20 protein-coding genes, 1 pseudogene and 1 riboswitch are annotated in these 26614 nt (G+C 58.4%); of the genes and pseudogenes, 8 read left to right on the top strand and 13 right to left on the bottom strand.

The window, feature by feature from the left end:
• Positions 1 to 278 precede the first annotated feature (278 nt).
• The 7 genes from ACVWVQ_RS10785 to ACVWVQ_RS10815 all read left to right on the top strand — a co-directional run bounded on the left by ACVWVQ_RS10785 (position 279) and on the right by ACVWVQ_RS10815 (position 8402).
• On the top strand, positions 279 to 944 hold the full coding sequence (locus tag ACVWVQ_RS10785) for a Crp/Fnr family transcriptional regulator (protein ID WP_011432518.1): 666 nt from the start codon (positions 279 to 281) through the stop codon (positions 942 to 944).
• A gap of 335 nt (positions 945 to 1279) precedes the next feature.
• A complete protein-coding gene (locus ACVWVQ_RS10790; RefSeq protein WP_457508411.1) occupies positions 1280 to 2173 on the top strand; it encodes a CoB--CoM heterodisulfide reductase iron-sulfur subunit B family protein in 894 nt (297 codons plus the stop codon).
• A gap of 272 nt (positions 2174 to 2445) precedes the next feature.
• On the top strand, positions 2446 to 3972 hold the full coding sequence (locus ACVWVQ_RS10795) for a hypothetical protein (protein WP_457508413.1): 1527 nt from the start codon (positions 2446 to 2448) through the stop codon (positions 3970 to 3972).
• Between the two features lie 141 nt (positions 3973 to 4113).
• Positions 4114 to 5100 (top strand): pentapeptide repeat-containing protein, encoded by a 987-nt coding sequence (locus ACVWVQ_RS10800; RefSeq protein WP_457508415.1) that lies wholly within the window; start codon positions 4114 to 4116, stop codon positions 5098 to 5100.
• Between the two features lie 143 nt (positions 5101 to 5243).
• Positions 5244 to 6722: a sensor histidine kinase gene (locus ACVWVQ_RS10805; protein ID WP_457508417.1), complete on the top strand. Its 1479-nt coding sequence runs from the start codon at positions 5244 to 5246 to the stop codon at positions 6720 to 6722.
• 109 nt (positions 6723 to 6831) lie between these two features.
• A complete protein-coding gene (locus ACVWVQ_RS10810) occupies positions 6832 to 7590 on the top strand; it encodes a sensor histidine kinase (RefSeq protein WP_414351954.1) in 759 nt (252 codons plus the stop codon).
• Positions 7591 to 7658: 68 nt separating this feature from the next.
• Positions 7659 to 8402, top strand: coding sequence for a response regulator transcription factor (locus ACVWVQ_RS10815; RefSeq protein WP_457508432.1), 744 nt, complete (start codon positions 7659 to 7661; stop codon positions 8400 to 8402).
• Positions 8403 to 8447: 45 nt separating this feature from the next.
• On the opposite strand, the gene ACVWVQ_RS10820 is transcribed toward ACVWVQ_RS10815, so the two are convergent.
• The 13 genes from ACVWVQ_RS10820 to ACVWVQ_RS10880 form a co-directional block, all read right to left on the bottom strand.
• Complete coding sequence (locus ACVWVQ_RS10820) at positions 8448 to 10091, bottom strand: DUF3352 domain-containing protein (RefSeq protein WP_457508419.1); 1644 nt, start codon at positions 10089 to 10091, stop codon at positions 8448 to 8450.
• 95 nt (positions 10092 to 10186) lie between these two features.
• Positions 10187 to 10687 (bottom strand): ribonuclease H family protein, encoded by a 501-nt coding sequence (locus ACVWVQ_RS10825; protein ID WP_457508421.1) that lies wholly within the window; start codon positions 10685 to 10687, stop codon positions 10187 to 10189.
• A 489-nt stretch (positions 10688 to 11176) separates the two neighbouring features.
• On the bottom strand, positions 11177 to 12283 hold the full coding sequence (locus tag ACVWVQ_RS10830) for a phosphotransacetylase family protein (protein ID WP_414343695.1): 1107 nt from the start codon (positions 12281 to 12283) through the stop codon (positions 11177 to 11179).
• Positions 12284 to 12361: 78 nt separating this feature from the next.
• Positions 12362 to 13834, bottom strand: coding sequence for a TrkH family potassium uptake protein (locus ACVWVQ_RS10835; protein WP_457508423.1), 1473 nt, complete (start codon positions 13832 to 13834; stop codon positions 12362 to 12364).
• An 11-nt stretch (positions 13835 to 13845) separates the two neighbouring features.
• Positions 13846 to 14535 (bottom strand): potassium channel family protein, encoded by a 690-nt coding sequence (locus ACVWVQ_RS10840; protein ID WP_414329043.1) that lies wholly within the window; start codon positions 14533 to 14535, stop codon positions 13846 to 13848.
• Between the two features lie 70 nt (positions 14536 to 14605).
• Positions 14606 to 15952 (bottom strand): ATP-dependent protease ATP-binding subunit ClpX, encoded by a 1347-nt coding sequence (gene clpX, locus ACVWVQ_RS10845; protein WP_414343692.1) that lies wholly within the window; start codon positions 15950 to 15952, stop codon positions 14606 to 14608.
• A gap of 671 nt (positions 15953 to 16623) precedes the next feature.
• Positions 16624 to 18684, bottom strand: a complete 2061-nt coding sequence (gene ligA, locus ACVWVQ_RS10850; RefSeq protein WP_457508434.1) for an NAD-dependent DNA ligase LigA — start codon at positions 18682 to 18684, stop codon at positions 16624 to 16626.
• Positions 18685 to 18716: 32 nt separating this feature from the next.
• Positions 18717 to 20783 (bottom strand): ArsA family ATPase, encoded by a 2067-nt coding sequence (locus ACVWVQ_RS10855; protein ID WP_457508425.1) that lies wholly within the window; start codon positions 20781 to 20783, stop codon positions 18717 to 18719.
• Between the two features lie 104 nt (positions 20784 to 20887).
• Complete coding sequence (locus ACVWVQ_RS10860) at positions 20888 to 21481, bottom strand: hypothetical protein (RefSeq protein ID WP_457508426.1); 594 nt, start codon at positions 21479 to 21481, stop codon at positions 20888 to 20890.
• A 51-nt stretch (positions 21482 to 21532) separates the two neighbouring features.
• Positions 21533 to 22402 (bottom strand): (2Fe-2S) ferredoxin domain-containing protein, encoded by an 870-nt coding sequence (locus ACVWVQ_RS10865; RefSeq protein ID WP_457508428.1) that lies wholly within the window; start codon positions 22400 to 22402, stop codon positions 21533 to 21535.
• 11 nt (positions 22403 to 22413) lie between these two features.
• Positions 22414 to 22821, bottom strand: coding sequence for a DUF1636 domain-containing protein (locus ACVWVQ_RS10870; RefSeq protein WP_041436418.1), 408 nt, complete (start codon positions 22819 to 22821; stop codon positions 22414 to 22416).
• A gap of 128 nt (positions 22822 to 22949) precedes the next feature.
• Positions 22950 to 24920, bottom strand: coding sequence for a TonB-dependent receptor plug domain-containing protein (locus ACVWVQ_RS10875; protein WP_457508430.1), 1971 nt, complete (start codon positions 24918 to 24920; stop codon positions 22950 to 22952).
• A 42-nt stretch (positions 24921 to 24962) separates the two neighbouring features.
• Positions 24963 to 25115: riboswitch (cobalamin riboswitch) on the bottom strand.
• A 620-nt stretch (positions 25116 to 25735) separates the two neighbouring features.
• Positions 25736 to 26284 carry a hypothetical protein gene (locus ACVWVQ_RS10880; protein ID WP_457411169.1) on the bottom strand — a complete coding sequence of 183 codons (549 nt, stop codon included), beginning with the start codon at positions 26282 to 26284 and terminating at the stop codon, positions 25736 to 25738.
• Positions 26285 to 26519: 235 nt separating this feature from the next.
• Here ACVWVQ_RS10880 and ACVWVQ_RS10885 point away from each other — a divergent pair.
• Positions 26520 to 26614, top strand: a pseudogene (locus ACVWVQ_RS10885) (IS607 family transposase); the annotation flags it as partial.

The raw sequence follows: 26614 nt of genomic DNA on the forward strand, positions 1-26614 counted from the left end.
TGTCACCCTATGAGGTCAAGTGCCATTATGAAGCTAAGGTAAAGTAAACCCTGCGGTTTCCTTCCTCTTTGTATTTGCCTTCTTGTGTGTATCTTGTGTGTATCTTGTGTGTATCTTGCTGTTTCTCCATCCCCATCTTCCTAAGACTCCGTCCCGTTGACGTGTAGGTGCTCCGCACCGCCGGCGTGAACGCGGAAGCGTTGCATAGCCTACAGCCGGGTAAAGCTGGAAAGTCTGTAAAACCCATCAGGTCGCTCGAGCGACAGGAAGTTGATCTCATGTCACTTGTTTCCATCACATCGGCAACAGAGGCTCAGGAATGGCGTGAGCTTTGCCAGTGGGCCGAGGAGCACTACCGCTGTCGCACCTTTCCCAAAGACGTGCGCATTCCCACTCGTCCGGGATTGGTGTACATCACCCAAGAGGGAGTGGTGCGCCTGGTCAGCCAAACTCCAGAGCGGCGGGAGGTCTTTGTTGGGTTCATCACGGCTGGATTTCCTTTTGAGCTGAGCAACCCAGAGCGCTTTGAGTTGAAAGCCTGCACCCACGCCGATCGCACCACGGTGATGTGGTTTTACTGGCAGGATCTGGAGCAGTGGCCCTATCTGCACCAGAAGATTCAGGAAAACTTCCGCCAGCAACTGCAACGGAAGCTGCTATGGTTGGGAAATCTGGGCCAACGGCGCGCCATCGATCGCCTCAAGGGCTTCTTGAGCCTGTTGATCGAGGAGTATGGGCAGCCCTGTGAACAAGGGATGTATCTCCCCTGGCCCCTTACCCATGCCCAGATTGGGGATGCCATTGGGGCCACCCGCGTGACGGTGACTCGCCTTCTGGGATCCCTGCGCTCGAAAGGGTTTGTGCAGGTGCTGGATCAAAACTTAATCTGCATTCCCAACGGGGTGAAGCTCCAGCCCACTCCGAAGAAGGCGGCCAGCGCCTAGCCCTGCTGTCTAAAGCGTTATGCCTACGGCACCCTGTCAAAAACTGCACTGCTGACCAAGAAAACTGGGTTGCCAGCCCCGCCCTAAGGCCTACGGCCCGCTGACGCAACCAGGTCGGCTTTGTGCTATGGTGTTGAATGAACTCCGCCAACTTGAATATGGCGCAGTGTCAACAGGGAAAGTATCTGGGAGTTCATCCCAGTAGTTGGGGTCATAGCATCCCTCACCACTTGCAAAGGTGGTGTAGCCCAGGAAGTAGGAGTCATCCTGCAACCTGGGAAAGAATCCTTGCCATTTAGGGCAGGGAGAATGTCGGCGCTGTTGTTCCTTCACCTTTGCGCTACGCCTACTACCCCGGCTGTGTGGCCCAAGGGGCCTGTCGTGAGCTGTACGACTCCACCGACCAGATTGCGCGGCATCTGGGCATTGAACTGGTGGAGCTGGAGGCTGCTTCTTGCTGTGGTTCTGGCACCTTCAAAGAAGAATCGGAGCTGCTGGAAGATACGGTAAATGCCCGCAACCTGGCTTTGGCCGAGGCGCTGGGGTTGCCGATGCTCACCCACTGCAGCACCTGTCAGGGGGTGTTGGGCCGCGTGAATGAAAAGTTAAAAGCTGCGAAAACCGCGAATCCAGAGTACTTTCACCAGGTGCAAGCCCTGTGCCAGAAAGGGGGCTGTGAGAGCCGTTACCAGGGCACAGGCGATGTGCGCCATTTGCTGTGGGTGCTGGTTCATGACTACGGCCTGGAGCGATTGGCCCAACAGGTCAAGCGGCCCCTCTTGGGGCTGCGCTGCGCTGCCTTCTACGGGTGTTATCTGTTGCGGGCCTACGACATCTCCCGCTTCGATGTGGCGCGGGATCCCCATTTGATGGAGGATCTCTTCGAGCGTTTGGGGGCCACCCCCGTTTGGTATCGCGGGCGCACCCAGTGTTGCGGTTGGCCCATTTCCAGCTACGCCCCGCAGCAGTCTTTCTCGATGGCAGGCCGGCATCTTCTGGAGGCCATAGAGGCGGGAGCCGATTGTTTGGTTACCCCCTGTCCTCTATGTCACCTCAACTTGGACTCTCGGCAGCCGGAGGTGGAAGAGGTGATCGGGCGCAAGCTGGGGATCCCGATCCTGCATTTGCCACAATTGGTGGGCCTGGCCCTGGGGATCCCGGCGAAAAACTTGGGACTGAACCGCCATGTGGTGCAGGTGGAAAAAGCCCTGCAGAAAATAGGCTGCTGATCTTCCAACCTCTCTGCCTTTTTCCGGCAACACCGACTGCAGCCAACACAGACCTATCTTTTGGGTGAAGGCGAGCCCACTTACTCTTCAATCCGGATCAAGAAAGGCGCAAAATCCGCCAAATCCCACTTGATGGCTGGGGGATCCCTGGGCAAACATCAGGTGGGTTCTGCCTGGGAAGGATATGCTATTCTGCCCAGCAAGGTACCCGTCCCTGTTCAAAAACCGCAAAGTTCCTCTTAAATTCACCTACTCCTGCTTGGCAGCTCCCTATGGTAGTCTCGGATCCCTTTGGCCTTGTTGTGCAAGAAGTGCAGCAGGGCGGGTACGCAGACCGAGTGAAAAAGCTGGTTTACTTTGCCTGCACCAGCACATGGGAAGGCGATGTCAGCAAGTTGAGCCAGATAGATCTGAAAGCCCTGCTGGAGCAGCTTTGCCGTGAGCACGCTACCCTTGATGCTTTGGGCCAACGCTTTCGAGAGGCCATCAGCCGCATCAACAAAAAAGCCGAGTATGCCCGCGTCGCCAAGATGCTGCTGAACAAGCTACAGCCTCTGTATCAACAGCCTCAAGCGGATCCCTCAGTTTGGGCTACGCCCTCGCCTGTTTTGTCCTTGGAATATGGCGGTCTGCAACTGCAAAAGCAAGACTATGATCCCTTCGAGTTGCGGGCAGGGGTGATGCGGCAAACCAGTCCTTTGCGGGCCAAGCTGGTTCTGTTCACGGCTTTGTACCACAAAATAGAGCCCACCCTGCAAGGGTTGGCCGCCCTGCGACGCCACAGCCTGGACGAACTGCTCAGAGCCCTTTACGATGCCTGCCACTCCCCCCAAGAACTGGAAACCCGGCTGAAGGAGGCGGTGCAGCAGTTGCAGGAGCCGGATCAGGATGGCCAAGCCGCCAATGCTGTGCTGCAGATGCTGAAGCCTCTTTACGTTGACGTGCCCCCAGCGACCCTCCCCGGCGGAGGATTGGCTGCTGAGCCTCTCTCCGCCAATCTGGATTGGCTGAATACCGAAGATGCCGCTCGCGCGGGCGAGGCAGAGTCCCTGGCCAGCCCCATGACTTGGATTGACGCTGGGATCCCAGAGGATGAGGAAGAGCCTGCAGAGCTTTCGGCTTTTGCGACCCCGGCAACACCACCCGGCCCCTCTTCTGACCTGCGACAGGAGATCCCAGAGTCCTGCCGCCAACTGCTCCATCGCAGCGCCGGATCCCTGATGGTTGCCATCGAGAACACCCTAAGCGAGTTGGGCAACGCCCTGGACGAAGGTCTGCAGGATGAGGATCCCGTCCAATATCTGACCCTCAAACACCAGGTGCTGCGCGGCTTCTTGAGGGATGTCGAGGGATCCGCTGCGATGTTCATGGGGATCTTGAAAAAGCTAGAACAATCGGAGTGGCGCCTGGTGCAGCCCCCTCACGTCAGCAGTGGGGAATACGCTTTGCCGGAGGCGATCACTGAGGTGCCCACCAACCTTGCGGATCCCTATGCTTCCCTAAGACAGGTGTTGGCCAGCAGCGAGCTGGCCCAGCAAAAGCCGCAGTTGGAGCAGGAGGTGATGCGTTTGGTGCGGCGCAGCGTCGGCTCTGTCAAAACTGCTATCGAACAGGCCCTGAGCGAGTTGGGCAAGGCGTTGGATGAGCAGTTCCAAACCTGCACTCTAGAGGAAGCCTTGGTTCTCAAGTACCAGACGTTGCGCACTTTTTTGCACGAAGTGGAGGAGATCTCCACCAAATTTGCTGCTTTCTTGGATCGCATGGAGGAGGCAGAGCGCCGTCTGTTCGGACTGGTTTGAGAGCCAAGCCCGCTGTTCGGGGATCCCGTTCAACACTCACGATCAGCCGCGCCGAGTGTTGGGGAAACGCCTTGATTTTCTTCTAGAATGGCCGCTAGTTTGGATCCCCTCTCGCTTCTCTGAGCTCTCCCCCCTCCATCTATGGACGCCAAGGATCTGCTCCGGCTTTACCGGGCAGGACGAACCAACTTTGCCGGCGAGAACCTGGCCGCCCTTGACCTGAGCCGGGCCGATTTGATCGGGGTGGATCTCTCCCAAGCAGACCTGCACAGTGCCAACTTGATCTTCGCCTTCTTGGGGCGGGCCAAGCTGCAGAAGGCCAACCTCGTCGGGGCTAACCTTGGTGGGGCCAACCTCAGCCAGGCGGACTTGAGCGAGGCGGATCTCAGGGATGCCCAGTTGCACGGCGCCACCCTACAAGGAGCAGATTTGCATGGGGCCAACCTGACGCTGGCTCTGTTGATCGATGCCAACCTGCTGGATGCGGATTTGCGTTGGGCCAACCTCACCAGTGCCAACTTGGGAGGGGCTTGCCTGCGGGGGGCCAATCTCCGTTTCGATAGCCGCCGGGGAGCGGTACTGCGCAACGCCAACCTCAGCCGCGCCGATCTCAGCGGAGCCAACCTGTCGGGAGCGGATTTGACGCGGGCCGACCTGAGCGGGGCCAACCTGAAAGAGGCCAGTCTGATCAAAGCCAACTTGCAAGGGGCCAATCTGCAGCAAGCCCGTTTGCAAGGGGCCATCCTGAGCGAGACCGACCTGAGGGGGGTTTCTTTTTTGGGGGCAGACCTGCAAGGGGCGCAGATGGCGCGGGCCAACTTGAAGGAGGCGATACTTCGCCAGGTGAATTTGACAGAGGCCAACTTAAGCGAGGCGGATCTGGCCGGGGCCGATCTTTCCGCGAGTTCTTTGTGCTCGGCCAAACTGGCGCGGACGGATCTCAGTCGGGCCAATCTGGCCGGGGCCGATTTGCGGTATGCCAACCTGGTGGACGCCTATTTGGGCCGCACCAATCTGGAAAATGCCGATCTCGGCAGCGCGATCCTAACCCGAGCCGATCTGAGCACAGCCAACCTCAGCGGGGCCAATTTGCGCGGGGCAACCCTGCCGGATGGACGGATAGGCTGATTTGACCGGCTCGCCGCCTCACAAGACGAGGATTCTTATCACTGGCTAAGACGGGGATCCGCCCCGGAAAAGGTGAGGTTTTCCCCTGCCCCAGAGGGGCCACAACCGCTACCCTACAAGGGAAGGATGGGTCAAAGAGATCCGTGAACAGCCGCCGATTTCTGTCCTTGATGGAAGCTTTGTGGGCCGATCTGCCCTTGCCGGAATGGTTGCCGGGGGCAGGAGAGCGCTCCTGGCAGCAGACGGTGGCAGCCCTGCTCCAGCTATGGCAAGAAGTTGGACAGTTTGGGGTGGTGATCGGTGGGCCGGTGTCTTGGTGGCCCCCCTGGGTGGTTCGGGAGCCGCTGCCTCAACTGCCGTCGCCCATTGACGCTCCAGAGCCAAACCTGAAGCTGCGGGAGCTGGCCCGTGAAGATCCCTGGCTGTTTACCCCCGACTTGTCCCCCGAGTCGATTCTGACCCCTGGCCAGACGGTGATCCCTCTCCTGCCGCAGGATCCCCTGGTGGAGGAGCCTTTTTTGCTGGTGCTCACCCCTGTTTTTTCGGCGGTGGCCGCCCAAGGGCATCACCCCCACACGCGGCAGAGGGGGATGATGGTGTCTTTTGAGCCGGAGGTGGTGCATCGGGCTTGGCAGATCCTGGAGCAGCGGGTTCAACAGGGTAGGCCGGATCGCTTGCCCTTCTGGCAGCAGTTGATGAAGCACCATCCCCTGATGGAGCCCCATGTGCGGGTGCTGGCCCGCTTCAGCAGCCTTCTTCTGCTGGGAAACTTGGCCGAGTCGGGATCCCCGCCCGCTCGCTTACCCCCCGCCAGAGCCGAGAACTCCCCTGCGCCCACAACCCGGCCAGAAGATTGGCAGAAGCGGCGGTCTCCTCCTTCCCATGGCCAGCCTGCCGGTCAAGGCCAACAGAACAGCCTTTCGGAGGCAGAACTGTTGCGGGCTCTCATCCACGAGATCCAGACGCCCCTCAGCACCATCCGCACCTTGGTTAGTCTCATCCTGAAGCGGCACGATCTGCCGTCGCGGGTACGGGAATACGTGGAGAAAATTGAACGCGAATGTACCGAGCAAATCAACCGCTTCGGGCTGTTTTTCCAGGCTACAGAAACGGTGATGCCCGCTGCTACCCCACAGGAGGGGCGTCGGCTTCAGCTAGAGCCCATTGCGCTGGTGGACTTGGTGCGGCAAAACCTGCCTCGCTGGCAGGAGCAGGTGGAACGGCGGGGATCCCAACTGGAGTTGGAGATTCCCGATGAGCTGCCGGATGTGGTCAGCGATCCCAAGGCGCTGGAAGCGGTGCTGTTTGGCATGGTCGACCGCATTGCCCGCAGCACGCCGGCTGGCAGCCACATTCGCGCCCAGTTGGTCAGCGCAGGGGAGCTGGTCAAACTTCAGTTTCAGGTCAACACACCTGAGGGCAGCGACGCCACTGTTGCCTCAGAGCCCAAATCCCCTCAGGCGATTGGGCAGTTGTTGGTCGTGCAGCCGGATACCGGTGCAGTGAGCCTCAGCCTTCCCGTCACCCAAACTCTGTTCCGCGCCTTGGGGGGCTACCTCACCGTGCGCCACCGCGCCCGTCGGGGGGAAATTCTCAACATCTACCTGCCCCGCCAGCTATAAGCCACCCGGTTGGGATCCCGATACCGTCTCAACGCTGATGTGGCGGAACCCAGGGAAGATGGGGCTAGGATCGATCTGCCAGCGCCGGGAGAGTCTAGGGATTGGATCCATGCCGAGAGCCAGAAAAGTTGCTGAACACCACCCAGAGCCTGAACCCGTCTGCGGAGCCGGAGAACCCAAGGTCAAGGGGGTCACTCTCTCTGCCCAGCAGCTTTCCACTTTGCTTCACGAAATGCGCAATCCTCTCACCGCCCTAAGCACGCTGGCCAAGTTATTACAAAAACGCTTGCCCCCAGAGGATCGCAACCACTGGATTGGCCTCAGCATTGAACAGGAGTGCAAGCATTTGCAGGAGCTGCTGGCGGAGTTCGAGCGTTTGGACGGGATCCCGGCCCCCCTCCAGCTTCAGCCCCTCTCCTTGGCCGACCTGCTGCGGGAGTGGATCCCCATTTATCAAGCCTTGGCCGAAACGCAGGGACACCACTTTCAAGCCGTCCTGCCCCCTTCCCTACCCCCTGTACAAGCCGATCCGCGCGCCCTGCGCCAGGTGCTTGATAACCTGATCGACAACGCCTGCAAGTACACCCCGCCCCCGGGTGAGATCCGGCTGAGGGTGGAGTTGGGTGAAGATCCCTCAACTGCTTCGCAACGGGAAGTGTTCGTTGCCGTCTGTGACAATGGCCCTGGTATTCATCCTGAGAATCTGGAGCGGATCTTCGACCCCTTTTTTCGGGCAGATCTTTCTAAGCCAGGGCAGGGGCTGGGGTTGGCCATTAGCCGCGACCTGGCCACCCGGATGGGCGGAGATCTCCAGGTGGAAAGCTCCCCCCAAGGCTCCTGTTTTCGCCTGAGATTGCCCACAGGTTAGTAGGAAGATTGTAGAGATATGGGATGGCAGGTGCCGCCAAACGCTTGAACGCTACCCAGGAGCTGCAGATGGCCTCTTCTCCCCCAGCCAAACCCGAACCCCCTGCTGCCAGTCCAGCAGCCCGCATTCTGCTAGTAGATGATGAACCCGGCTTACGGGAAGCGGTGCAAGCCTACCTCGAGGACAGCGGCTTTGAGGTGATCCCGGCGGCCAACGCCCAGCAGGCTCTGCAACTGCTCAGCACGGCCCAGCCTCAGTTGATCATCTCCGACATCATGATGCCGGGCATGGATGGCTATCAATTTTTGGCCCAACTGCGAAAACTCGAGCCCTACAGCCATCTGCCGGTGGTGTTCCTCACCGCCAAGGGGATGACCGCCGACCGCATCCAGGGTTACCGGGCCGGTGTCGATGCCTATTTGCCCAAGCCCTTCGATCCGGAGGAGCTGGTGGCCATCGTCTCCAATCTCATTGAGCGATCCCGCGCTGCCAGCCCTTCGGAGGTGGTGGCCCGCGAGCTGGCCTCGATTCGCGCCCTGCTGTCGGAGCGCACCCTTGCCACAGCCACGCCTGCCCAGACCTCTGCCCCCACCCCCCTGCCCCCACCCATCAAGGTAGAGCTGACGCCGCGGGAACAACAGGTGTTGGAGAAGGTGGCAGAAGGGCTGATGAACAAGGAGATTGCCAAGCAGCTGCAAACCAGCGTGCGCAACGTGGAAAAATACGTCACCCGCCTGCTGAACAAGACAGGCACCAACAGCCGCACCGAGCTGGTGCGCTATGCTCTCACCTATGGCTTGATTCGGCTGTAGCTCTCACCCCCAGCCCCTCTCCCCAAGGGAGAGGGGGGAAAGAGCTTACGGCTGTGGCTTGGGCGGCACGGTGACCAGCAGCTCCACCCCAAAGGCGTGATCCCCGGCAGGGTAGCTGGTAATCCCCAGCCCATCGATGCGGGTCAGCAGCTCACGGGCCTCCGGCTCCAAGCCTGCCAAACCACCCGGTAGTGTGGCCTCCAGCACTGTTCGGATCCCTTGCCAATTCAGCAAAAAGTAGCCGTAGTTGGGCTTGGGCAACTGATCGTAGAGGGTTTTCAGCGGCTCGGTTTGGGGAAGCAAATTGCCCTGGCGTTGGGCGAGGGTTTGCAGCGCCGCCGTGCTGCTGGTCACGATCAAATAGTTGCCTTCCCAGGCGCGGGTCAAAAGCGGGCGGTTAAACAAGGGATCCGCCCACGTCACCTGTCCACCCGCCTCCGTTACCCCTACTCCCGATTCTTGGGCCAGCCGATCCAACTGAGTCAGGGCCGCGTTGGCCTTGTCTTTTTGGCTGGTCTCGATCACCAAGGCTGCTCCCATGCCCTGCAACAGGGGATGGGCCTGGGCATCCGGTGCCACCAGCAGGGCCATCTCCCCATCCATCCAAGCCAGCAGATCTTTTTCCAAGTCCAAACGGGTATTGGCGCGAAACTCAGCCCGCAGCTCCTCTAACGACTCCTTGACCGGCGGATCTTTTTCCAGCTCAGGCATAACGGCTTGCCAGCGCTGGGCAATCTGCTGGGTGGTCAGCACCGCCAAGGCATTGCCGGGCAGCCGCTGAATGAGTTCGCCGCGAGCCGTTTGCCACCCCCCCTGCACCTGGGTTTTCGGATCGGTCTGGGTCAACATGCGCAGCCGCAGGCCCTGCTCCTGCCAGTGGGCAGCCATGGCCAAAGAGCGCAGGGGTTGCAGGGATCCCAGCGTCGCCGGATCCAGATCCTGCATCCAGTCTTTGAAAGATTCGGGATCCTCCTGCAAAGCCTGGAAGTTGAAGTAGGCAAAGGCCAGCGTGCCGCTCTTATACAGATCGCCAACAGCGGTGCGGAAACTTTCGGAGCGGCCAATCGGCTCTGCTTCGCCGCGATACACAGCAATCGCCTGCTGCATCACCCTTGGGTCGTTGGCCACTGCCACAAAGCGGTTGCCAAACTCAGCAGTTACCCATCGCTCGCCCGGCTCTCCGTTGGTTTGCACATACAAGGTGACCCCTTGCTCCTGGCGCTGCTCGAAGTTGGCCCCTTCTGCTGCTGCCTGTTGCCGCACCTGGGCCAAGAATTGCCCGGACAAATCGGCGTTGCGGGTGCTGGCTCCAAACAGGATCCCGGGCACCGGCTCGGCAGCTCCAGGCACCAGATTGGGAATCACCACTGCCATCGTGAATTGCTCGCCGGCCCAGGCTTGCATCTCTTCCCGAGAGAACTCCTTGCCGGTTTCAGCCAAAGCTTCTGCCGTCCAGCTCTCCCACTGGGCCAAAAGGTCAGGGTGAGTGCGAAAAGATTCTTCCGGTTGGGTAGAAAAGGTCAGCACCAGGGGCGCCGACTGGGGAACCAGCGCGGTTTCCGGCAGAACATCGCCGGGCAACTGTACCTGTGGCCCTCTGAGTTGGCAGGATCCCAGGAGCCAAGAGCCCCCCACCGCCATCAACGTAAGGGAGAGAGGACGAAACCGGCACTGAAGTTGGGTCTTCATATCACACCTGCGACGAGCCGTCCTCTTGAGGATAGGCGATGGACTCAGAGCCTGTCTGTGATCGCAGCCTCATACATCGGAATATGTAGAAATTGTTACTTTGGCCGGGCGCGAGCGACCAACTCATCCACGTACTCGTTCCAGCGCAACCCTTCGTGAGCCTGGATCCAAACCACCTGCACCTGAGGGCACTGCTGCTTTAGTTGATACAGTTCCTGAACCAGATCCAAGTTTTCCACCGGCCCGGTGCGCCGCCGCCACCCCTGCGCTGCCCAGCGATCCATCCAGTCGTTGTAGGTCTGTACGCAAAGGTGGGAGTCGCTGTAGATGGTATCGACGCCGTTGCCCTGGGTGTGGCGGCAATACCGCAAAGCCCGAATTAAGCCGGTCAGTTCCATGCGGTTGCTGGTGCTATCGGGATCCCCTCCCCAAAACTCTTCCACAACCCGATCATCTTGAACCACCACCACGGCCCATCCCCCTGGCCCCGGATTGGGAGAACATCCCCCGTCGGTGAAGATGCCACTGTGGGGGCAGGCAACCAGACGGCTGGGGCCCGCTCCTTTGCGGCTGTGCATCCGTGAAACCTTGGCCATGGTGCTCATCCGGCGCTAACGGCAACATTTGGGATCCCGGCTCGACAACAGACACTGCATCTTATTGCAGAAGGGCGTGCCGGCACCACTGTTTAGTGTATTCAGCTTCAGAAAAGCTTTGTTTCACACTATTAGCAGCATAAACCCCGTCAACATCAGCTTACGTGACACTGACGCACAAGGTACGTGACACTGACGCACAAGGTTAAAAACAGTACGAACAAAAACCCCCAGAAAATCTGGGGGAGGAGTGGTGTGTTGAGGTGATGAATACTCGCATGATATCTCTCGAATTCGGTGAGTAGGCCAAACCGGCGAGAGATCCCTGCGTTTTTTTGCAGAAATCATTGCAGATACTGGAAAGCATCAGACACTAGAGACCAGCGCGTCAAAACTGAGCTTATTTCGTCTTGATCATATATATAGTGCTCAATCTCGAAGAAATATCTATTTAGACACCAAATATAGAGAAGCCAGTAATAACTTTTCTTATGCACCTACCGCCGACACTAGGGGTTGTGTCAAGCCCAAATGAGCATAGAGACGGGAAAAGTCAAAATTCGCTGACATTAGCTCTTGGATGCAGCGGACTTTCACCTCCTCGTGTAGGCGAATCTGCCCAAAAACCCGTTCGATGCGGTTGATGGTGGTGAAGGTGTCCAGATCCACCGAGAGGATCGGCACTTCCAGCTCTTCTGCTCGAGACTGAATGCGGGGATCCAGAGGGAGCTTGCCGGTCAAGATCAGGCAGAGGGTGGAAGTTTCTAGGGCGGCCAGTTGAATATCGGTGCGGTCTCCGCCGGTGATCACCGCCTTGTGATCCAGCTTACGGAAGTACTTCAAGGCCGAGTTGACGTTCATCGCCCCTACCGCAATGTCTTCAACCATCAGGTCCATCCGATCCGGACAGCAGAGCACCTCGGCATCCAGTTGCCGCACCAACTCCCCAACGCTGATGCTGCGCAAAATGCGATGGGAGGGCAAAATCCCCAGCACCGGGATCCCGTGTCCCTCCAAAAAAGGCCGAATGATCGTTTTTGCCGGTTGCATTTGGTCAGGTGGCACATCGTTCAGCAGCACGCCTGCCAAGCGGGATCCCAGTTGACGATGGACAAAGAGAAGAGAATCAACAGCCAAGGAGGAATGGTAGCGACTGATCAGCAGTACCGGAGCATCCAGGGCTTGGGCCATCTTGGCCAGCGACAGGCCAAACAATTCCCCCTCGTAAAGATCGGCTGGGCCTTCCAGCAGCACCAAATCGGCAGGGGAGCGCTGGACAAACTCCAACAGAGGGGCAACCGGGCACTCTGGAGCTGGATCCCCGGGAGCTCGCTTCATTTGAGCCAGCAAAGCCTCTTCGTTGAGCCGGAGCAGCATCGGCGGCATTTGATCCATCGTCAGCCGCAGAGACTCCGCCACAAAGCGCATATCCGGATCGCCCCCTTCCAGCGAGCAATCTTCCCGCTCGCAAGAACCGATGGGCTTCCCATAGGTGACTTTTATCCCTTGCTGCTGCAGATGCTTGGCCAAACCCAAGATGGCAGCCGACTTACCGCTGAAGGGCTCAGTAGAACCAATTAAAAGGAACTTGGACACGGATGGCTCCCGGTAACGAGAGGGACGAAGGGATCCCTTACTCAGTCTAACGGAGGCTGCTCTCTCCTCAGTTCTGGACTAACCGATTAGGATCGACTCTTCAGGGTAGGTTACCAACGGGCGGGGCTGTTGTTGAGCCAAGGCCAAGACAATCGTCAATGCCCCCAACCGGCCCCAGAACATCACCAGCACAATGATCAGTTGGCCAAACCAGTTGAGCTCCCCGGTAAAGCCCGTCGAGAGGCCGCAGGTGGCGAAGGCGGAGATCACCTCAAACAACACCGGATCCAACCTACTGTTACTGTGGGTCAGCAAAATCAACCAAGCCGCCAACAATACCACAAACAGAGAAACCGTTAACACCGCTGCCGCCTTGCGCACCATGGAGGGATCCAAGCTGCGCCCGGCAATCTGAGCGCTGGGCAAACCGCGGGCATAGCCCCAGAGGGCCAACACCAACACCGCCAAGGTGCCGGTGGTCATGCCGCCCCCCATAGAAGCTGGGGCTGCCCCAATAAACATGAGAGCCATCAGCAGCAACTGGCTTGCCGGGGTCAGATCCTCAATGGGGAGCCCGGCAAACCCAGCCGTTCGGGCAGAAACCGACTGAAAAAACGTCAGGCCCAAGCGGCGGGGCCAGCTTACCTCCAGCAGGGATCCGCCGGGCAAGCTCTCTCCCAAAAACAAGCCAATGCCGCCCGTGCAGAGTAAAACCACCACCACGCCCAGGGTAATCCGGGTGTGCAGAGAGGGGCGGTGGCCCCGTGGCCAGGTTAACAAATCCGACAAAACTGGGATGCCCAAACCGCCGATAAAAATCAGACCGGCCAAAATCGCCAGCGACAGACCGTCTGTAGGGATCCCTTCCCGGCCAAACAGGTCAAATCCTGCATTACAAAAGGCCGACACCGCGTGAAAAATAGCCAGAAAAACCGCCCGCTCCGGCCCATAGAGATCCCGCCAATGCACCCAGAGCAGCAAAGCCCCCCCCAACTCAATGAGGGTGACCCCCAGCAGCACCCGCCGAGTCAATTCCAAGATCGCCCCCGGATCGATTAGACCCAGCGAATTGCACAGCGCCAAGCGATTGAGGAGGGAAATGCGCCGCCCGATCAATTGAAACACCACCACCGCCAACACCATGAAGCCCACCCCGCCAATCTGAATCAGGATCAGCAGCACAATCTGGCCCAACAGGGTGAGATCCTCCGCCGCCACAATCGTCGAGAGCCCCGTCACGCTCAGGGCCGACATGGCCGTAAACAGCGCCTCATTCCAGCTCAAGGGATCCCCACGCCCGATCCCCGGCAACATGAGCACCAAAGTTCCCACCACTGCCAAGAGCCCCAACCCTGTGACTAGCCGCAATGGCGGCGGCAGCGGGCGACGCCTGTCCCCCCCAAAAAACCACTGCAGACGATTCCCGAAGGCCCTAGAAGACTGAGACAACGCCGAGCCCGGTGTCGGCAGGTGGCGGGCGCGGGATGGTACCAGTGGAACCAAGCGCTCAGAGCCCTCCTCTGGCGGAAGCGGGACGGAGCCCTCTCTCATCGGAGCCCTCCCTACATTTCATTCAGCCGCGAGATGTTGGTATTGGCCCCCAGAACCACCAGCAAATCCCCCTTTTCCAGCAGGTAGTCTGCGGGGGGAGAGACCACCAGCGATTGCTTTCGCTTCACCACCAGCACCGTGATGCCGAAGCGGCGACGCAGATCCGACTCCGCCAGCGTATGGCCCACCAACGCCTCCGGCACCTGTAATTCCGTAATGCTGTAGCCCGGCTCCAGCTCTAGCTGATCTAGGATCCCCGGTGCTGTCAACACCTGAGCCAAACGGCGCCCTGCCTCTTGCTCCGGCAACACCACCCGATCTGCCCCCACTCGCAGGAGAATAGAGCGTTGCCGCTCGGTCGACGCCTTACAGACCACATTGCGCACCCCCAAACTTTTCAGGGCCACCGTCGTCAGCAAATTGCTCTCAAAATCGCTGCCAATGGCCACCACCACCGTGTCGAAGGAGAGGATATCCACCGCTCGCAGCGCATCTTCATCGCTGGAATCGAGTGCCACCACCTGCGTCAGCTGATCCGCCAGGCGCTGCACGATCTCACGGCTGCGGTCGATCCCCAAGACATTGTGCCCTCGCTCCATCAAGGTGAGAGCCAAGCTAGAACCAAAGCGCCCCAGACCAATTACCGCATATTCACGATCCACCCGCTGTCGTTCGCGCCAGCGGAACGCAGTCCCTGCCATAGGATCTCCTGCCCCCTCTTTCAAGAACAGATCATAAGTTCATCCAGCAGGGATCGGAAGGGCCGCGACTCTAGGCCGACTCAGGCTTGGGCAGCGTAGAGGGGTGAGGAATCAGCTCGCGGGTGGAACGGCGCTCCACCATCTCTGCGGTGATGCGGATGTGCTTTAGGTCGCGGCGGGAGGGTGCCTCGTACATCACATCCAGCATTAGCTCTTCCACAATGGCCCGCAGGGCGCGAGCCCCGGTCTTGCGGCGATAAGCCTCTTTGGCAATGGCAGCAATGGCGGCAGGTTCAAACTCCAGTTCCACCCCGTCCATGCGCAACAGCTTCTGCGCCTGCTTGAGAATGGCGTTTTTGGGCTGCGTCAGGATCGCCTCCAGCGCCTTCTCATCCAGCGGATCCAAAGTCGCCACTACTGGGAGCCGCCCCGTGAATTCGGGAATCATGCCGTACTTGATCAAGTCTTCAGGCTCCAAAGCCTTGAGGGCATTGGCCATACGTTGCTCGCGGCTAACCGACAATTGCTCCCCTGGCTTGATAAAGCCCATCGATTTCTTGCCAATGCGCTGCTCGATTACTTTTTCCAGGCCAACAAAAGCCCCCCCGCAAATGAAGAGGATGTTGGAAGTGTCGATTTGAATGCAGTCTTGATAGGGGTGCTTGCGCCCTCCCTGGGGAGGCACGTTGGCTATTGTCCCTTCCAGCATCTTCAACAAAGCCTGCTGCACCCCCTCGCCGGAGACATCGCGGGTAATGGAGGGGTTCTCGCTTTTGCGGGCAATTTTGTCGATTTCGTCGATGTAGATGATGCCGCGCTGGGCCTCTTCTACGTCCATGTCCGCCACCTGCAGCAGGCGCAACAGGATGTTTTCCACATCCTCGCCCACATAGCCAGCTTCCGTAAGGGTGGTAGCATCTGCAACCGCAAAAGGCACATCCAACATGCGAGCCAGGGTTTCCGCCAGCAGGGTTTTGCCGGAGCCAGTGGGGCCAATGATCAAAATGTTGGACTTCTGTAGCTCCACCTCATCCAGTTCCGAAACTCCGACGCTACCGGGGTTGGCCTTGGCAGCCAGACGCTTGTAGTGGTTGTAAACCGCCACCGACAAAACCTTCTTAGCTTTTTCTTGGCCAATCACATATTGGTCGAGATAGCGCATGATCTCCTGTGGCTTGGGCAACTGCGCCAAAGAAGGCAGGCTGCGGGAGGATTTTTTAGGAGCTTCACGCCGGCCGCCGGCAGGGGCGGCAGCAGGAGGAGTGTTGCCGTCGTAGAGTTCCTCATCCAAAATCTCGTTGCAGAGCTCCACGCACTCGTCACAGATGTAGACCCCCGGCCCCGCAATCAACTTACGCACTTGATCCTGTGACTTGTTGCAGAAGGAGCACTTCAGATGGGAGTCATATTTGGCCATGGGATCCTCGTTGCTGCTTGCTCTTGGCTATCCTATCCGGCAAAAGCCAGAAAAAAACTGAACCTTCCAATCAAAACGTGTCGCAAATCGGCTGCGAAAGCGTAGTGAGGCCGAAGTGGGTGAAATCTCACTGGTCTATTAGTCTAGCATCTCTACTGGGCTCGTAGGGTTTATTCCCGGAGCTCCCAGGGGACGGGGCACCAAGAGATTCGCCTGGGGATCAACCGGAAAGACTGGAGACACACTTCTCCGGCGCTCTGCGCTACTCAGGCTGCTTCCTAAGTGTCTCACAGGAAGGCAATGAGCCGTTTCGCTGCTACCGGGAATGGTCATACCTCCCTTTGGACGGATTTATAGAAAAACCGCCCGACTTGACGCCGAGCGGAAGATGGTGTGAGGAGTGAACGGAAACATGCGTCTCCGCTGATCCCATCATAGTTGAACTCACCTGGCACTGGCAAAGGCAGTCATCGGAGGCAAAGGAATCTTTCAGCTAAGTTGGATACTTTTGGGAGTAATCGCGCCTTTTTGTAACCAAAAAGGGGAAGGAACTGTCCGTGTTGCGTTCGCTTCCCCCTATTTGGCGTCCACTCCTCACTAAGGTTGAATCATAAATCATCCCTGCCGCTAAGACAACCCACCCTACCCAAGTTTTTCCGGGATCCACCCTGTCAAGGATGCAGATCACCGGATTCGCCGGTGGGATCCAGCGCCAACAGCTCAGCCTCGGTCAGCAGGGGGATCCCCAGTTGTTGGGCTTGCTCCAGCTTGGAGCCGGGGTCAGAGCCCACCACCACGTAGTCGGTTTGGCGGCTGACGCTGGCGGTGACTTTGCCCCCCCGACTCTCAATCCAAGCCTTGGCCTGCTGGCGGGAGAGGGTGGGCAAGGTGCCGGTGATTACGAATTTTTTCCCGGCCAAGATCTGGGAGACGGCAGGGTTCTCCTGCTGAGGAAGAGCGGGGATCCCTAGCGCCTGCAACTCCTGCAACAGGCGACGATGGGCCGGCTCGGCAAACCAGGCCACCACCGCTTCCGCCACTTCCGCGCCTATCCCATAGATCTGGGCGATGGTTTCTGCGCTGGCTTGGGCCAAAAGCTCAGGGGTGGGAAAATGGCCGGCCAAAATCTGGGCGGTGACCACCCCCACATGGGGGATCCCCAGCCCGTAGAGCACTCGTTCCCAGGGCTGTTGACGAGAGCGCTGAATGGCTTGCACCAGCTTTTGGCTGGAGCGGGATCCCATCCCCTCCAAGCCCTGCAACTGCTCTGGGGTGAGGCGGTAGAGATCGGCTACGGTGCGCACCCCCAAGCTCTCCACCAATTGGGCTGCCCGCTTTTCCCCTAAGCCTTCGATATCCAAAGCATCACGGCTGGCCCAGTGCTGCAATTGGCCCCGCAGCTTGGCCGGGCACTCGGGGTTGGGGCAGCGGGTCACGGCTTCGCCAGGGGGACGAACCAAAGGGGCGTGGCATTCGGGGCACTGGCTGGGCAGGCTGTAGGGAACGGCATCGGCAGGGCGCAATTCCTTCAGGATCCCGACCACCTCCGGGATGATCTCCCCGGCTTTGCGCACGATGGCAGTATCGCCAATGTGCACGTCCAGCTCCCGCAGGCGATCGGCATTGTGCAGGCTGGCGCGGCTGACAAGGGTGCCGGCCAAAGGAACCGGCTCCAGCTCTGCCACTGGAGTGACGGCGCCGGTACGGCCCACGCTGGCCACGATGGCGCGGATGCGGGTGGGGACTTCCTGGGCAGGGTATTTGAGGGCAATGGCCCAGCGGGGAAATTTTTGCGTAAAGCCGGCCTCCTCCTGCAGCCGCAAGGAGTTCAATTTCACCACCACCCCGTCGCTGGCGTAGGGGAGCTGGGCACCCCGCCATCGCTCATAAAATTGGATCACTTCTCCCAAGCCCCGACAGACCTGGGAAAGGGGGTTGACTGGAAATCCCAATTCCTTGAGCTGCTGCAGACACTGCCACTGGGTTTGCGGGGGATCCCCGGCAGGCCATCCCTCCGGCCAGTGGAGGGCGTAGGCGAAGAAGCTGAGCTTGCGGGCAGCCACAACGCGGCTATCCAACTGCCGCAGGGTACCGGCAGCACAGTTGCGCGGGTTGGCAAAGGGGGGATCCCCGGCGGAGCAACGCTCCCGGTTAATCCGCTCGAACTCGGCTAGGGCCAGATAGACTTCCCCCCGCACCTCCAAAACGGGAGGCGGATCTGCTGTCGCCAGCCGCAGGGGAATCGAACGAATGGCGCGCACGTTGGGGGTGATGTCCTCTCCGGCCTGTCCGTCCCCCCGAGTAGCACCCCGCTCCAAAAGACCCTCGATGTAGGTTAGGGCCAAGGCGGCGCCATCAATCTTCAGCTCACAGACATACTCCAGCTCTCCCTCTGTCCTGCTGTCGGGAACAGGGGCACGGCCCAAAACTCGCAGCAGGCGCTCTTGCCACTCCTCCAGTTCTTCTGGGTTGAAAGCGTTTTCCAAGCTGTAGAGGGGGATGCGGTGGAAGACGGTGGGAAAATGCTCTGCAGGTTTTTCTCCCACCCGCTGAGTAGGGCTATCGGGGGTGACCAGTTCAGGGTAAGCCCGCTCCAGCTCTTGCAGCTCGCGGTAGAGGCGGTCGTAAACGCTGTCTTCCAGGATGGGAGCATCGTGGACATAGTAGGCAATGCTGGCCTTCTGCAGCAGGGTGCGCAGCTCGCGGGCGCGTTCTTCCAGATGGGGATCCATAACGCTTTGGGTGAGCAAGGTCTACCCCTAGGTTAGGGCTCCTGAGGAGCCAATAAGTAGGAGCCGATATTCTCCAAGCTGGGAGGATGTAGGAAGGGGATGGTCAAGATGGCCTGCTGGGAAAATGGCTGGGGGAGCTGGGCCAGAAGAGTCTGGTGACGACGGCGGAGGGCCTCTCCAAAGGGGGTAGAATCCTCTAACCACACCCGATTGAGAACGGCGTAGGGATGAGGGATCCCCAAAGCATCCAATTCCGCCAAGAGACGCTCGGTTTCCGCCAGAACTGCTTGCTCGGGGTTAAAGACGGGGATAAAGGTAACAAACTGGGGATCCTGGAGCTGCTGCCGAAGCTGCCGCACCTGGGCCAAAAGCTCCCGCATCCGCTGCGCCCATTCCGGCCTGCCCACCACATCCCGATATTTCAGCCACAGCTTCAGGGCCAAGCTTACCCAGCCCTCCAGAGCCTGGGGCATCTGCAGAAACCGCAAGAGATGGCCTGTGGGAGCCGTGTCCAGCACCACCAGGTCGAACTGCCCGCTCGTCTCCTGTCGGAGAACACTCAACAGGGCCATCACCTCATCCAGGCCGGGTGGGGGCATCTGCAGCAGTTGCCGCCACGCCTGCGGGTCGTATTGGACTTCCACCCCTGCCGTCCCCTCCCCCGCCAAGATGGCCGCCACCTCCTCCAGATAATCCTGCCGGAATTGCTCCAGCACCGCCGCCGCATCGACCTCCTGCCCCAGCAGGTTGGGCAGCAGGGGAATGGGATCCTGACCCAGTTTCGTCTGAAACAGATCCCCCAGCGAGTGAGCCGGATCGATGGAGACCAGCAACAGCTGCTTGTCGGGATGGCGCTTGGCCAAGTTCCAAGCCAGGGCCCCGGCCACCGTCGTCTTGCCCACACCCCCTTTGCCCCCCACCAACACCAGTCGGATCCCTTGGGTCAAAAAATCCGGTAGGGACGGGATCCCCCTGAAGGAAGGGAAGAGGGTGGAGAAGAGAGACTTTCTCTTCTCTTGGCTCTCTGCTTTTTGCTCTGGGATCCCTTCCAACTGCAGCAGCACCTCTTGCAAGGGGCGAAGCTGCTGCACCAGCCCATCTAGGGCTGCTAACCCAATTGGCTCCTGCAGTTGATAGGGACAGATCCAGATAGGATATCCGGGCAGCTCCTCCTGCAGGGCTTTGAGCACGCGCCCCTGTTCTTGCTGCCGCGCCAAGTAGAGGGAAGAGGGGAGAGCGGTGGGCAGTGAGGATTGACTGGTATTTTCTCCTAGAAACAGCACCTGATTGACCAGAAGGCCGCCGATGGGCACGCGGCGGCTTTGCAGTTGCTGACAAAAGCGGCGGGTTTCCGCCACGCTCAACTGCTCCGGGATCATCACCAGCCAAGCAGAAGTGCTCTCCGGAGTGGTCAAGCGGGCTTTGCCCCCCTCCAGTTCCCTCTGCAACTGGGCTAAAAATGCATCCGCCTCATCCGGTCGATAGGTGCCTGTCAGGGCTTGGGCGATTTCCCGGTGCTTGGCCTGAAAGGTGGCAAACACGGCCAGCAGATTATCCAAAAAGTCGGGCAGCTCCAACAGCCGCAGGGTGTGCCCGGTGGGGGCCGTATCCAGGATGACCGTATCCACCTCCTCCCTCGCCAGCAGCCGGTTGACCTCCAGAATGGCCATCAGCTCATCCACCCCCGGCCAGGCTAAATCCCAGATCGGCAGCAGATCCTCTCGGCCAAACCAACTGCCCCGCTCGGCAATGAGCTCCAGGGCCGGCCCATAGGTTTGCCGAAAAGACCGCAGCAAAATCTCCGCCTGCAAAGCCCGCACCTGTAAATTGGGGCGATCCGGCAAGGGTTGGGCCACATCCGTAACCGAGATTTGCAGCACGTCCCCCAACGAGTGGGCGGGATCTGTGGACATCAGGAGCAGACGGCGCTGGGGATCCACCTGGGCCAGTTGGCGAGCCAGCGCGCAGGTCAAGGTTGTTTTGCCCACTCCTCCCTTGCCGCTGAACAGCAAGAGGCGTTGGGAAGCCAAGAGCAGAGGATGGCAGGAATGCTCCTCACTGTTAACGCGACTGAGTTGCAAAGGGATCCCCTCCCACATAGGTCGCCCCTATTTTGGCCTGGATCCCTCTTGGGGATGCTCTAGATCACTGCAAAGGTACTCCGCACCGCTGACGGGATGGGAAGAGCTTGTACGGGAGCGGCTTACCGAAGTTTCCCCTCTCCCAGCCACAGCCGGCGGTGTCCTCTATCCCACACCAGCAGCGCGTGGATCCCGATCCAAAGTCCTGTCCACAGCCAGTTGTGCAGCCAGATTTTGCCCAGAATGGGCAGGGTCAGGCCCTCCGTTCCCCCCAAAACCAGGCCGGCGGCCAAAATCAGCCCTTCAAAAGCCAGAAACCCCAAGATGAGCATGGCCGGGATCCAGAGATAGTTCAGCAGCAGTTGCCTTGGTCGAAGGGTCTTGGACTGGAAAAACAAAGGGCGATAGCTGGCAGCAAGAGCAACCCCCACCGTGCCGATCCCCAGCACCAACCCCCAGGCAAACGAATCGGGAGTGCGGGGATAGTTGTGCCAGGTGTAGCCAAAGATTTGGTTGGCCAGCCAAATCATCAAAGCACTAATGGCTGCCCTTTGGCGGGTTAAAGTTGTGCCCGCAACAATACCAACAGTTACAAAGGGAAGGGTACATGTATAAGCAATATTGCTGAGGCAGCCGACGGTGGTAAACAAGCTGGGCCAGAACCAGCCTTGGGCCAAATCTTGAGCAGCTTGTATCCAAAGTGGGGCTGAGATCAAGCGGCAAGATCTGGGGATAGGTTGAGCACTCGATTGCAGGCCAATCATGCTTTAATCTCCTGGAAAAAGGTGGTCTTTCAGAGGACAGCTATTAAGCAAATGCTCAAAAACAATTTGCCGAGCTACTTGGGGAGTAACCCGCTTGTACCAGGTGCAATCTCCGGAGTAAAAAACCACGGGCCCCTGTTGGCAAACTTCCAAGCAGCCTGAGGTGATAACCTGTACGTCCAGGTTGGCTTCTCGAAGAGCTGATTCCAGAGCTTCCACAACCGGTTGGTAGTTGCGGGAAGGATAACAACGGCTGGAACGACAAACAGCAAGGTAGGGACGTTTAAGAGGGTTATCCTCATAGGGGATCTGCTCTTTCCCCTGCACATAGATGGCGCGGATGCGCTCGTAAAGAGAAAGCTTTTGGTAATCTGCTTTGCCTTCCGGCAGGTAGTCTTCCTCTGGCCCCAAAAAGGGGCTGGGCAGAAAAATCTGCAGCAAAGACTCTTCTGCTCCATTCCAGAATTGGATCCCCCACATGCGGGGCTGACCTTGGGGATTGAGGCGCCGGTAGAGAGCAGCACGGCTAACCAATCTTTTGCGGCGCAGCTCGGGTGGGGTCTTGCGATGGGGGCCGCCTTGGTGCTCCTCCAGGCACAAATGCAGGTGCCAAGTTTCGGTGGCAACGGTTAGATAGCCATCGTAGAGCACGCACAAAGCTGGAGGTTTCTTAAAAGCCAGCTCCAGCACCCCGCCTTCCGCCACATGGCCCACCTGGATCTCGGCCCAGTGCTCTTGAAACAGCTCGTAGAGCAACGGCCCCAAGCAGTCGATGTGGGCAGGGATCCCTTCATAAAGGGTTGTCCAACCCGTTAAAGAAACTTCCTGCCAAGTTTGATGGAGAGGGGTTATCCAGGGGGTAAAAGTGGCCATGAGAAAGCTCCTCAGTGCAGTGGTGGAATACGAGCAATCACCCCTTTTTTGAGAGGGCGCTCGGCCCAGGGTAGGATCCCATCTGGCTTGGTGAGGTAGAGCTCTGCTGTCTGCAGAATGAGATCCACATCTTTTGGATCGAGATCTCCAAAAACATAGGTCATCTTTTGAGGTGCTGCCAACGCAACGACACAAGCATGGCTGCAGCCGCTCATACAGGCAACCGGCTTCAGGGTCAGTTGAGGATTGAGGGTTTGAGATTGCAGGGCAGACAGCAGCATTTCTCCCTTGCTAATCCCTTCTTTTTGGCCGTTAACCCACCGAGATCCGCAAGTGACACAAACCCAAAGACAATGGCTGCTGGGTTGCTGAGCAGCGCTGCCAGCTTGGATGGGCAACTGGGAAGTTGATCGAGACATGGTGCTCCTTGATATAGTCATAGGTTTCTGTCCAAGCAAAGGGTGTGAGAAGAGGCAAAGACGATCTCAATGTCTTGGCCAAGGATTCAGCAGTGAGTTAGACAGCTAAAAGTCAGCCTCAAGTCGCTCTAAAATTGGCCCCTTAAATTAAGCCGAACGGTGCGACCCACTCCGGGGTAGCCGGGGAAAACCTCATATTGCTCATCCAGCAGGTTATCGACTCCCACCTCGAGAGCGAGATTTTCTGCTACTGGGATCCCTCCCCGCAGAGCCAGGTTGGTGTAGCCGGGCAGAGATTGGGTATTGGCGTTGTTGGTAAAGAAAGTGCCAATGTGATGCAGGAAAACTGAGGCATACCGATCCTCTGCATCGCGGTAGCTCAGGCCCAGGTTGAAGCTGTCTGCTCCCACGAAGGCTAGCTGTTTGCCAACCTCTTTGGGATCCAGCGCCGAGCGGATGATGGGATCGTTCAGGGTGTAGTTGGCAAAAAGAGTCCAGTTTTCCCCCAATCGCAAATCCAGGGCTGCTTCCAAGCCCGTGTATTCCACGAGCTCAATGTTTTCGTAGGTTCCCCTGCGCGGGCCGGTGCTGACAAAGGTAATGCCATCGCGGATGCGGTTATGGGCAAAGGTCAAGCGCAGTAGGCCAAAATCTCCCAGAGCCTGATCCAGGCCAATGTCAAAACTCTCTCCCCGCTCCGGGCGCAAATTGGGGTTCCCATCTACCTCAAAAAAGCCCCGCAAACGAAAGAATAAGTTTGAGATCAAGGGGGTGCGAAAGCTGCCGGCATAATTGGCCCTCAGGGTGGTGCCTTCTGCCAAAACCCAGCGGATCCCTGCGGCAGGAGAGGTGGCCGAACCGTTGACCAGATTGCTCGAATCTTGGCGAACACCTAAGTTGAGATAAAAGTTGGGCTGTGGCTTGTAATCCAGGCGGGCAAAGAGGGCCCCTTGGTTCACGGTATTGTCGTAGTTGACATTGGTGGATCCCCTGGCAAAGGAGAAGGTGGTGTTGCGAGCTGAAATGGATCGGTAATCCGCTCCTAGAGTAAGCTCCAGGTTTTCAGCAGCCTTCCAGGTGTATTGCAGTTGGGATCCCCACCCCGTTCGCAGGATCTCATCCCGGGATCCCTGGCTTTGTGGGGCGCTGAAGCGATAGTTGAGGTCGTCAAAAAATACCCTGGCTTGCAGGGATCCCCTCTCTTGATCCCACAGCCAACTGAGATCTAACAGCAGGTCGTTGGTGTTTTGCACTGCATCGGGGGAGGGAAACTCGGTGCTGCCAGGCACCTGAAACGCTTTATTGAGATAAAGGGCATTTCCGGTTAGGACCTGGCCTTCTGCCAGTTGCCAGGTGAGTTTGGCTTGTAGGTTGTGGTACTCCACCGCCGAGTTTTCCCGCCTGCCTGCTTTGCCCAAACGCCTAATTTCAAAGGGAAAGTCGTTGTTGCTCTGCAGACGGCGATAGCTGACCACCCAGCCCAGATCCTGCGCTTGGCCGCGGTTCTGGATCCCTTGCTCGTTGAGGCCGTAGCTGCCGATAGCCGCTTCCAGCACGGTCTCGGATCCCGGCTTTGGATCCAGCGTCACGATGTTGATGACCCCGCCAACAGCGTCGGATCCGTACAAAGTGGAGCCCCCACCTGGAGAGATCTCAATACGCTCGACCACATCTGTAGTGATCTGAGACAGATCGAACCCGCCAAAAAAGCCCAGGTCGTTAATGGGGCGGCCATCCAAGAGCACCAACACCTGGGCCGTTCGTCCTCCCCGCATAAACTGGGAGCTAAGGGCTCCCAACTGGGTTCCTGCCGTGCCGTCGCTGAGGATCCCGGGCAGGTAGCGCAGGGCCTCCTGAACCGTTCTTGCCCCTTGCTCTCGAATTTGCTGGCGGGTAATGACGTAAACCGGGCGGGAAGAATCCCGCAGCAAACCAGGACGGCGAAAAGGTGTGGTGACGGGTTGATTTAAAATCTCGGCGCTAACACCGGTTTCCAACACCTCTTGAGCTGAAGGTGAAGAGGCCGCCGGCTGCGCCCACGCTGGGATCCCCAAAACAAAGCCCCCCAGCGCCAGGCTGAGACCTAGAATGGGATTCATTTTCTTTCTTGAAGCTCCTGATTCCGTGCGACGCGGAAGAAAGACGAGCCAGAACCGCAGGCGGGCATCCTGACTGAGGGCATGGGTCTAGCCCAAGCCCATCACAGTTGCGGCACAGCGCCGGATTTGCACCGGACTTTCCCCTTTACATGCCCTGGCTGATCCCCAGGACAACCTGTCGGTACAGCTTTCTCTGCGATTGCTCCGAAAAAGCCGTGCTAGGCATCATACATCCCCTGCTCTGGAGTTCCTATCCTGCCAGGGGGGATGTCATCCCCAGGGGTGAACGGGATCCCAACGGCAATCCCAGGGCTTTGGATGGGCCACATCCCACCAACTTAGAAAACCTGGGCCAGACTTCTTCTTTGCTTTGTAAGCAGTTAAAGAGTAGCCCACTACTATTCCAGATCCTGAGGCCCAAGGATCCCTTAGCCTTTTAGAGAACAGAGCATGACTCTAGTCAATAATAAGCTCAACTATACTGAAAATAATGTATAATATGTTCAGTACGGATTACTACCAGTTGATCTTTCTGTTTACTTTCGAGTCTGCCAACATGGTAGCCAAAGCAAAGCAGAAAATTGGTAGTAAGACGACACGGAAACTGCGCTTTGGGTATTCTACTCAAAGCTTTGCGGGATACCGCCATTCTGTTTGGAAACAAACAGAATGCTATCGCTGCATAGTTGAACAGTGATGTTCAGCAGTGTTCAGCGTAAATGTATCAGATACGCTGAGACTTCACAAGACCCACAGCTTTTGGGAAAGCAAGATGGGGACGCTGGCCTAGCCGTCATGGGCGGGATCCGTATGAATTAGTACCCAACCGGATAGAAAAGAGGGGCTTTTTCGGTCGCGTGAGCGGCGCGGAGCGCTCTTTCTGGCAAAGCCGTTGCCTGGTGGGCTGGATCCGGCTCAACTTGGCTGGGAGAGGCAATTGGCACCTCGATCATCCGATCCGGTACCAGCGGCACCATTTCGGAGCGGTCGGCGATTTCCCGGAGAGAATTGGCAATGGATTCTTGAGTCAGCAGAAACTGTCGTTCGTTGCGCTGCATCTGCTGCCACACCTGGTAACGCTGGCTCCACCGGCTTTGGGTATGCACAGTCCAACTGTAAAGGCTCAACACTGAAACGCCGGAGAGGATAGCCATCCCTGTGGAGATTTGCTTCCACCAGGCTAGGTGTTCTGCCCAAGCAAGATGCTGGCTGCGAGGATGGGCTGATTTCAACTTCAAATTCAAAGGCTGGGTGCGGCTGGCCTGAACTGTACCGGAGAGGGGTCGGCTCAGAGCAGAAGGCTGTCTGTGGCGACGAGGGCTTTTGGGACGATCAAGACCTGCGTTCAAAGGCTGGCTAACCATAGGGCTTAACCTCACACACACCAAGGGATCCGACGGTGCAGGACTGCCGGTTCCGCTTCACCCTAGTTCCCCGCATCCCCCAACAGCAACCCCCTTCTCCCGATTCCTGGTCTCGGCGGGCTAGCCGTCCGCTTCACAGTAGCCGATCTCTTGAGAGCGGGAGCATGACTCTAGTCAATGATACGCTGGACTATACTGAAAATAATGTACAGTATGTTCAGTATGGCTGCTTGGCATGGCTAGGTATGTAAAACCGAGAGAAGCGGCGGATTATTTTGGGGTGTGTCTCCACACCTTGAGGCGATGGGAACAGAAAGGCTGGATCCATGC

The organism is Thermostichus sp. MS-CIW-36 (assembly GCF_054059035.1).

What these genes read in the sequence shown, in the direction of transcription:
- ACVWVQ_RS10815 (WP_457508432.1), top strand. Translation starts at nt 7,659, where the DNA reads ATGGCCTCTTCTCCCCCAGCCAAACCCGAACCCCCTGCTGCCAGTCCA.
- ligA (WP_457508434.1), bottom strand. Translation starts at nt 18,684, where the DNA reads ATGGATCCCCATCTGGAAGAACGCGCCCGCGAGCTGCGCACCCTGCTG.
- ACVWVQ_RS10835 (WP_457508423.1), bottom strand. Translation starts at nt 13,834, where the DNA reads ATGAGAGAGGGCTCCGTCCCGCTTCCGCCAGAGGAGGGCTCTGAGCGC.
- ACVWVQ_RS10840 (WP_414329043.1), bottom strand. Translation starts at nt 14,535, where the DNA reads ATGGCAGGGACTGCGTTCCGCTGGCGCGAACGACAGCGGGTGGATCGT.
- ACVWVQ_RS10855 (WP_457508425.1), bottom strand. Translation starts at nt 20,783, where the DNA reads ATGTGGGAGGGGATCCCTTTGCAACTCAGTCGCGTTAACAGTGAGGAG.
- ACVWVQ_RS10870 (WP_041436418.1), bottom strand. Translation starts at nt 22,821, where the DNA reads ATGTCTCGATCAACTTCCCAGTTGCCCATCCAAGCTGGCAGCGCTGCT.
- ACVWVQ_RS10825 (WP_457508421.1), bottom strand. Translation starts at nt 10,687, where the DNA reads ATGGCCAAGGTTTCACGGATGCACAGCCGCAAAGGAGCGGGCCCCAGC.
- ACVWVQ_RS10810 (WP_414351954.1), top strand. Translation starts at nt 6,832, where the DNA reads ATGCCGAGAGCCAGAAAAGTTGCTGAACACCACCCAGAGCCTGAACCC.
- ACVWVQ_RS10795 (WP_457508413.1), top strand. Translation starts at nt 2,446, where the DNA reads ATGGTAGTCTCGGATCCCTTTGGCCTTGTTGTGCAAGAAGTGCAGCAG.
- ACVWVQ_RS10820 (WP_457508419.1), bottom strand. Translation starts at nt 10,091, where the DNA reads ATGAAGACCCAACTTCAGTGCCGGTTTCGTCCTCTCTCCCTTACGTTG.
- clpX (WP_414343692.1), bottom strand. Translation starts at nt 15,952, where the DNA reads ATGGCCAAATATGACTCCCATCTGAAGTGCTCCTTCTGCAACAAGTCA.
- ACVWVQ_RS10875 (WP_457508430.1), bottom strand. Translation starts at nt 24,920, where the DNA reads ATGAATCCCATTCTAGGTCTCAGCCTGGCGCTGGGGGGCTTTGTTTTG.
- ACVWVQ_RS10865 (WP_457508428.1), bottom strand. Translation starts at nt 22,402, where the DNA reads ATGGCCACTTTTACCCCCTGGATAACCCCTCTCCATCAAACTTGGCAG.
- ACVWVQ_RS10880 (WP_457411169.1), bottom strand. Translation starts at nt 26,284, where the DNA reads ATGGTTAGCCAGCCTTTGAACGCAGGTCTTGATCGTCCCAAAAGCCCT.
- ACVWVQ_RS10785 (WP_011432518.1), top strand. Translation starts at nt 279, where the DNA reads ATGTCACTTGTTTCCATCACATCGGCAACAGAGGCTCAGGAATGGCGT.
- ACVWVQ_RS10800 (WP_457508415.1), top strand. Translation starts at nt 4,114, where the DNA reads ATGGACGCCAAGGATCTGCTCCGGCTTTACCGGGCAGGACGAACCAAC.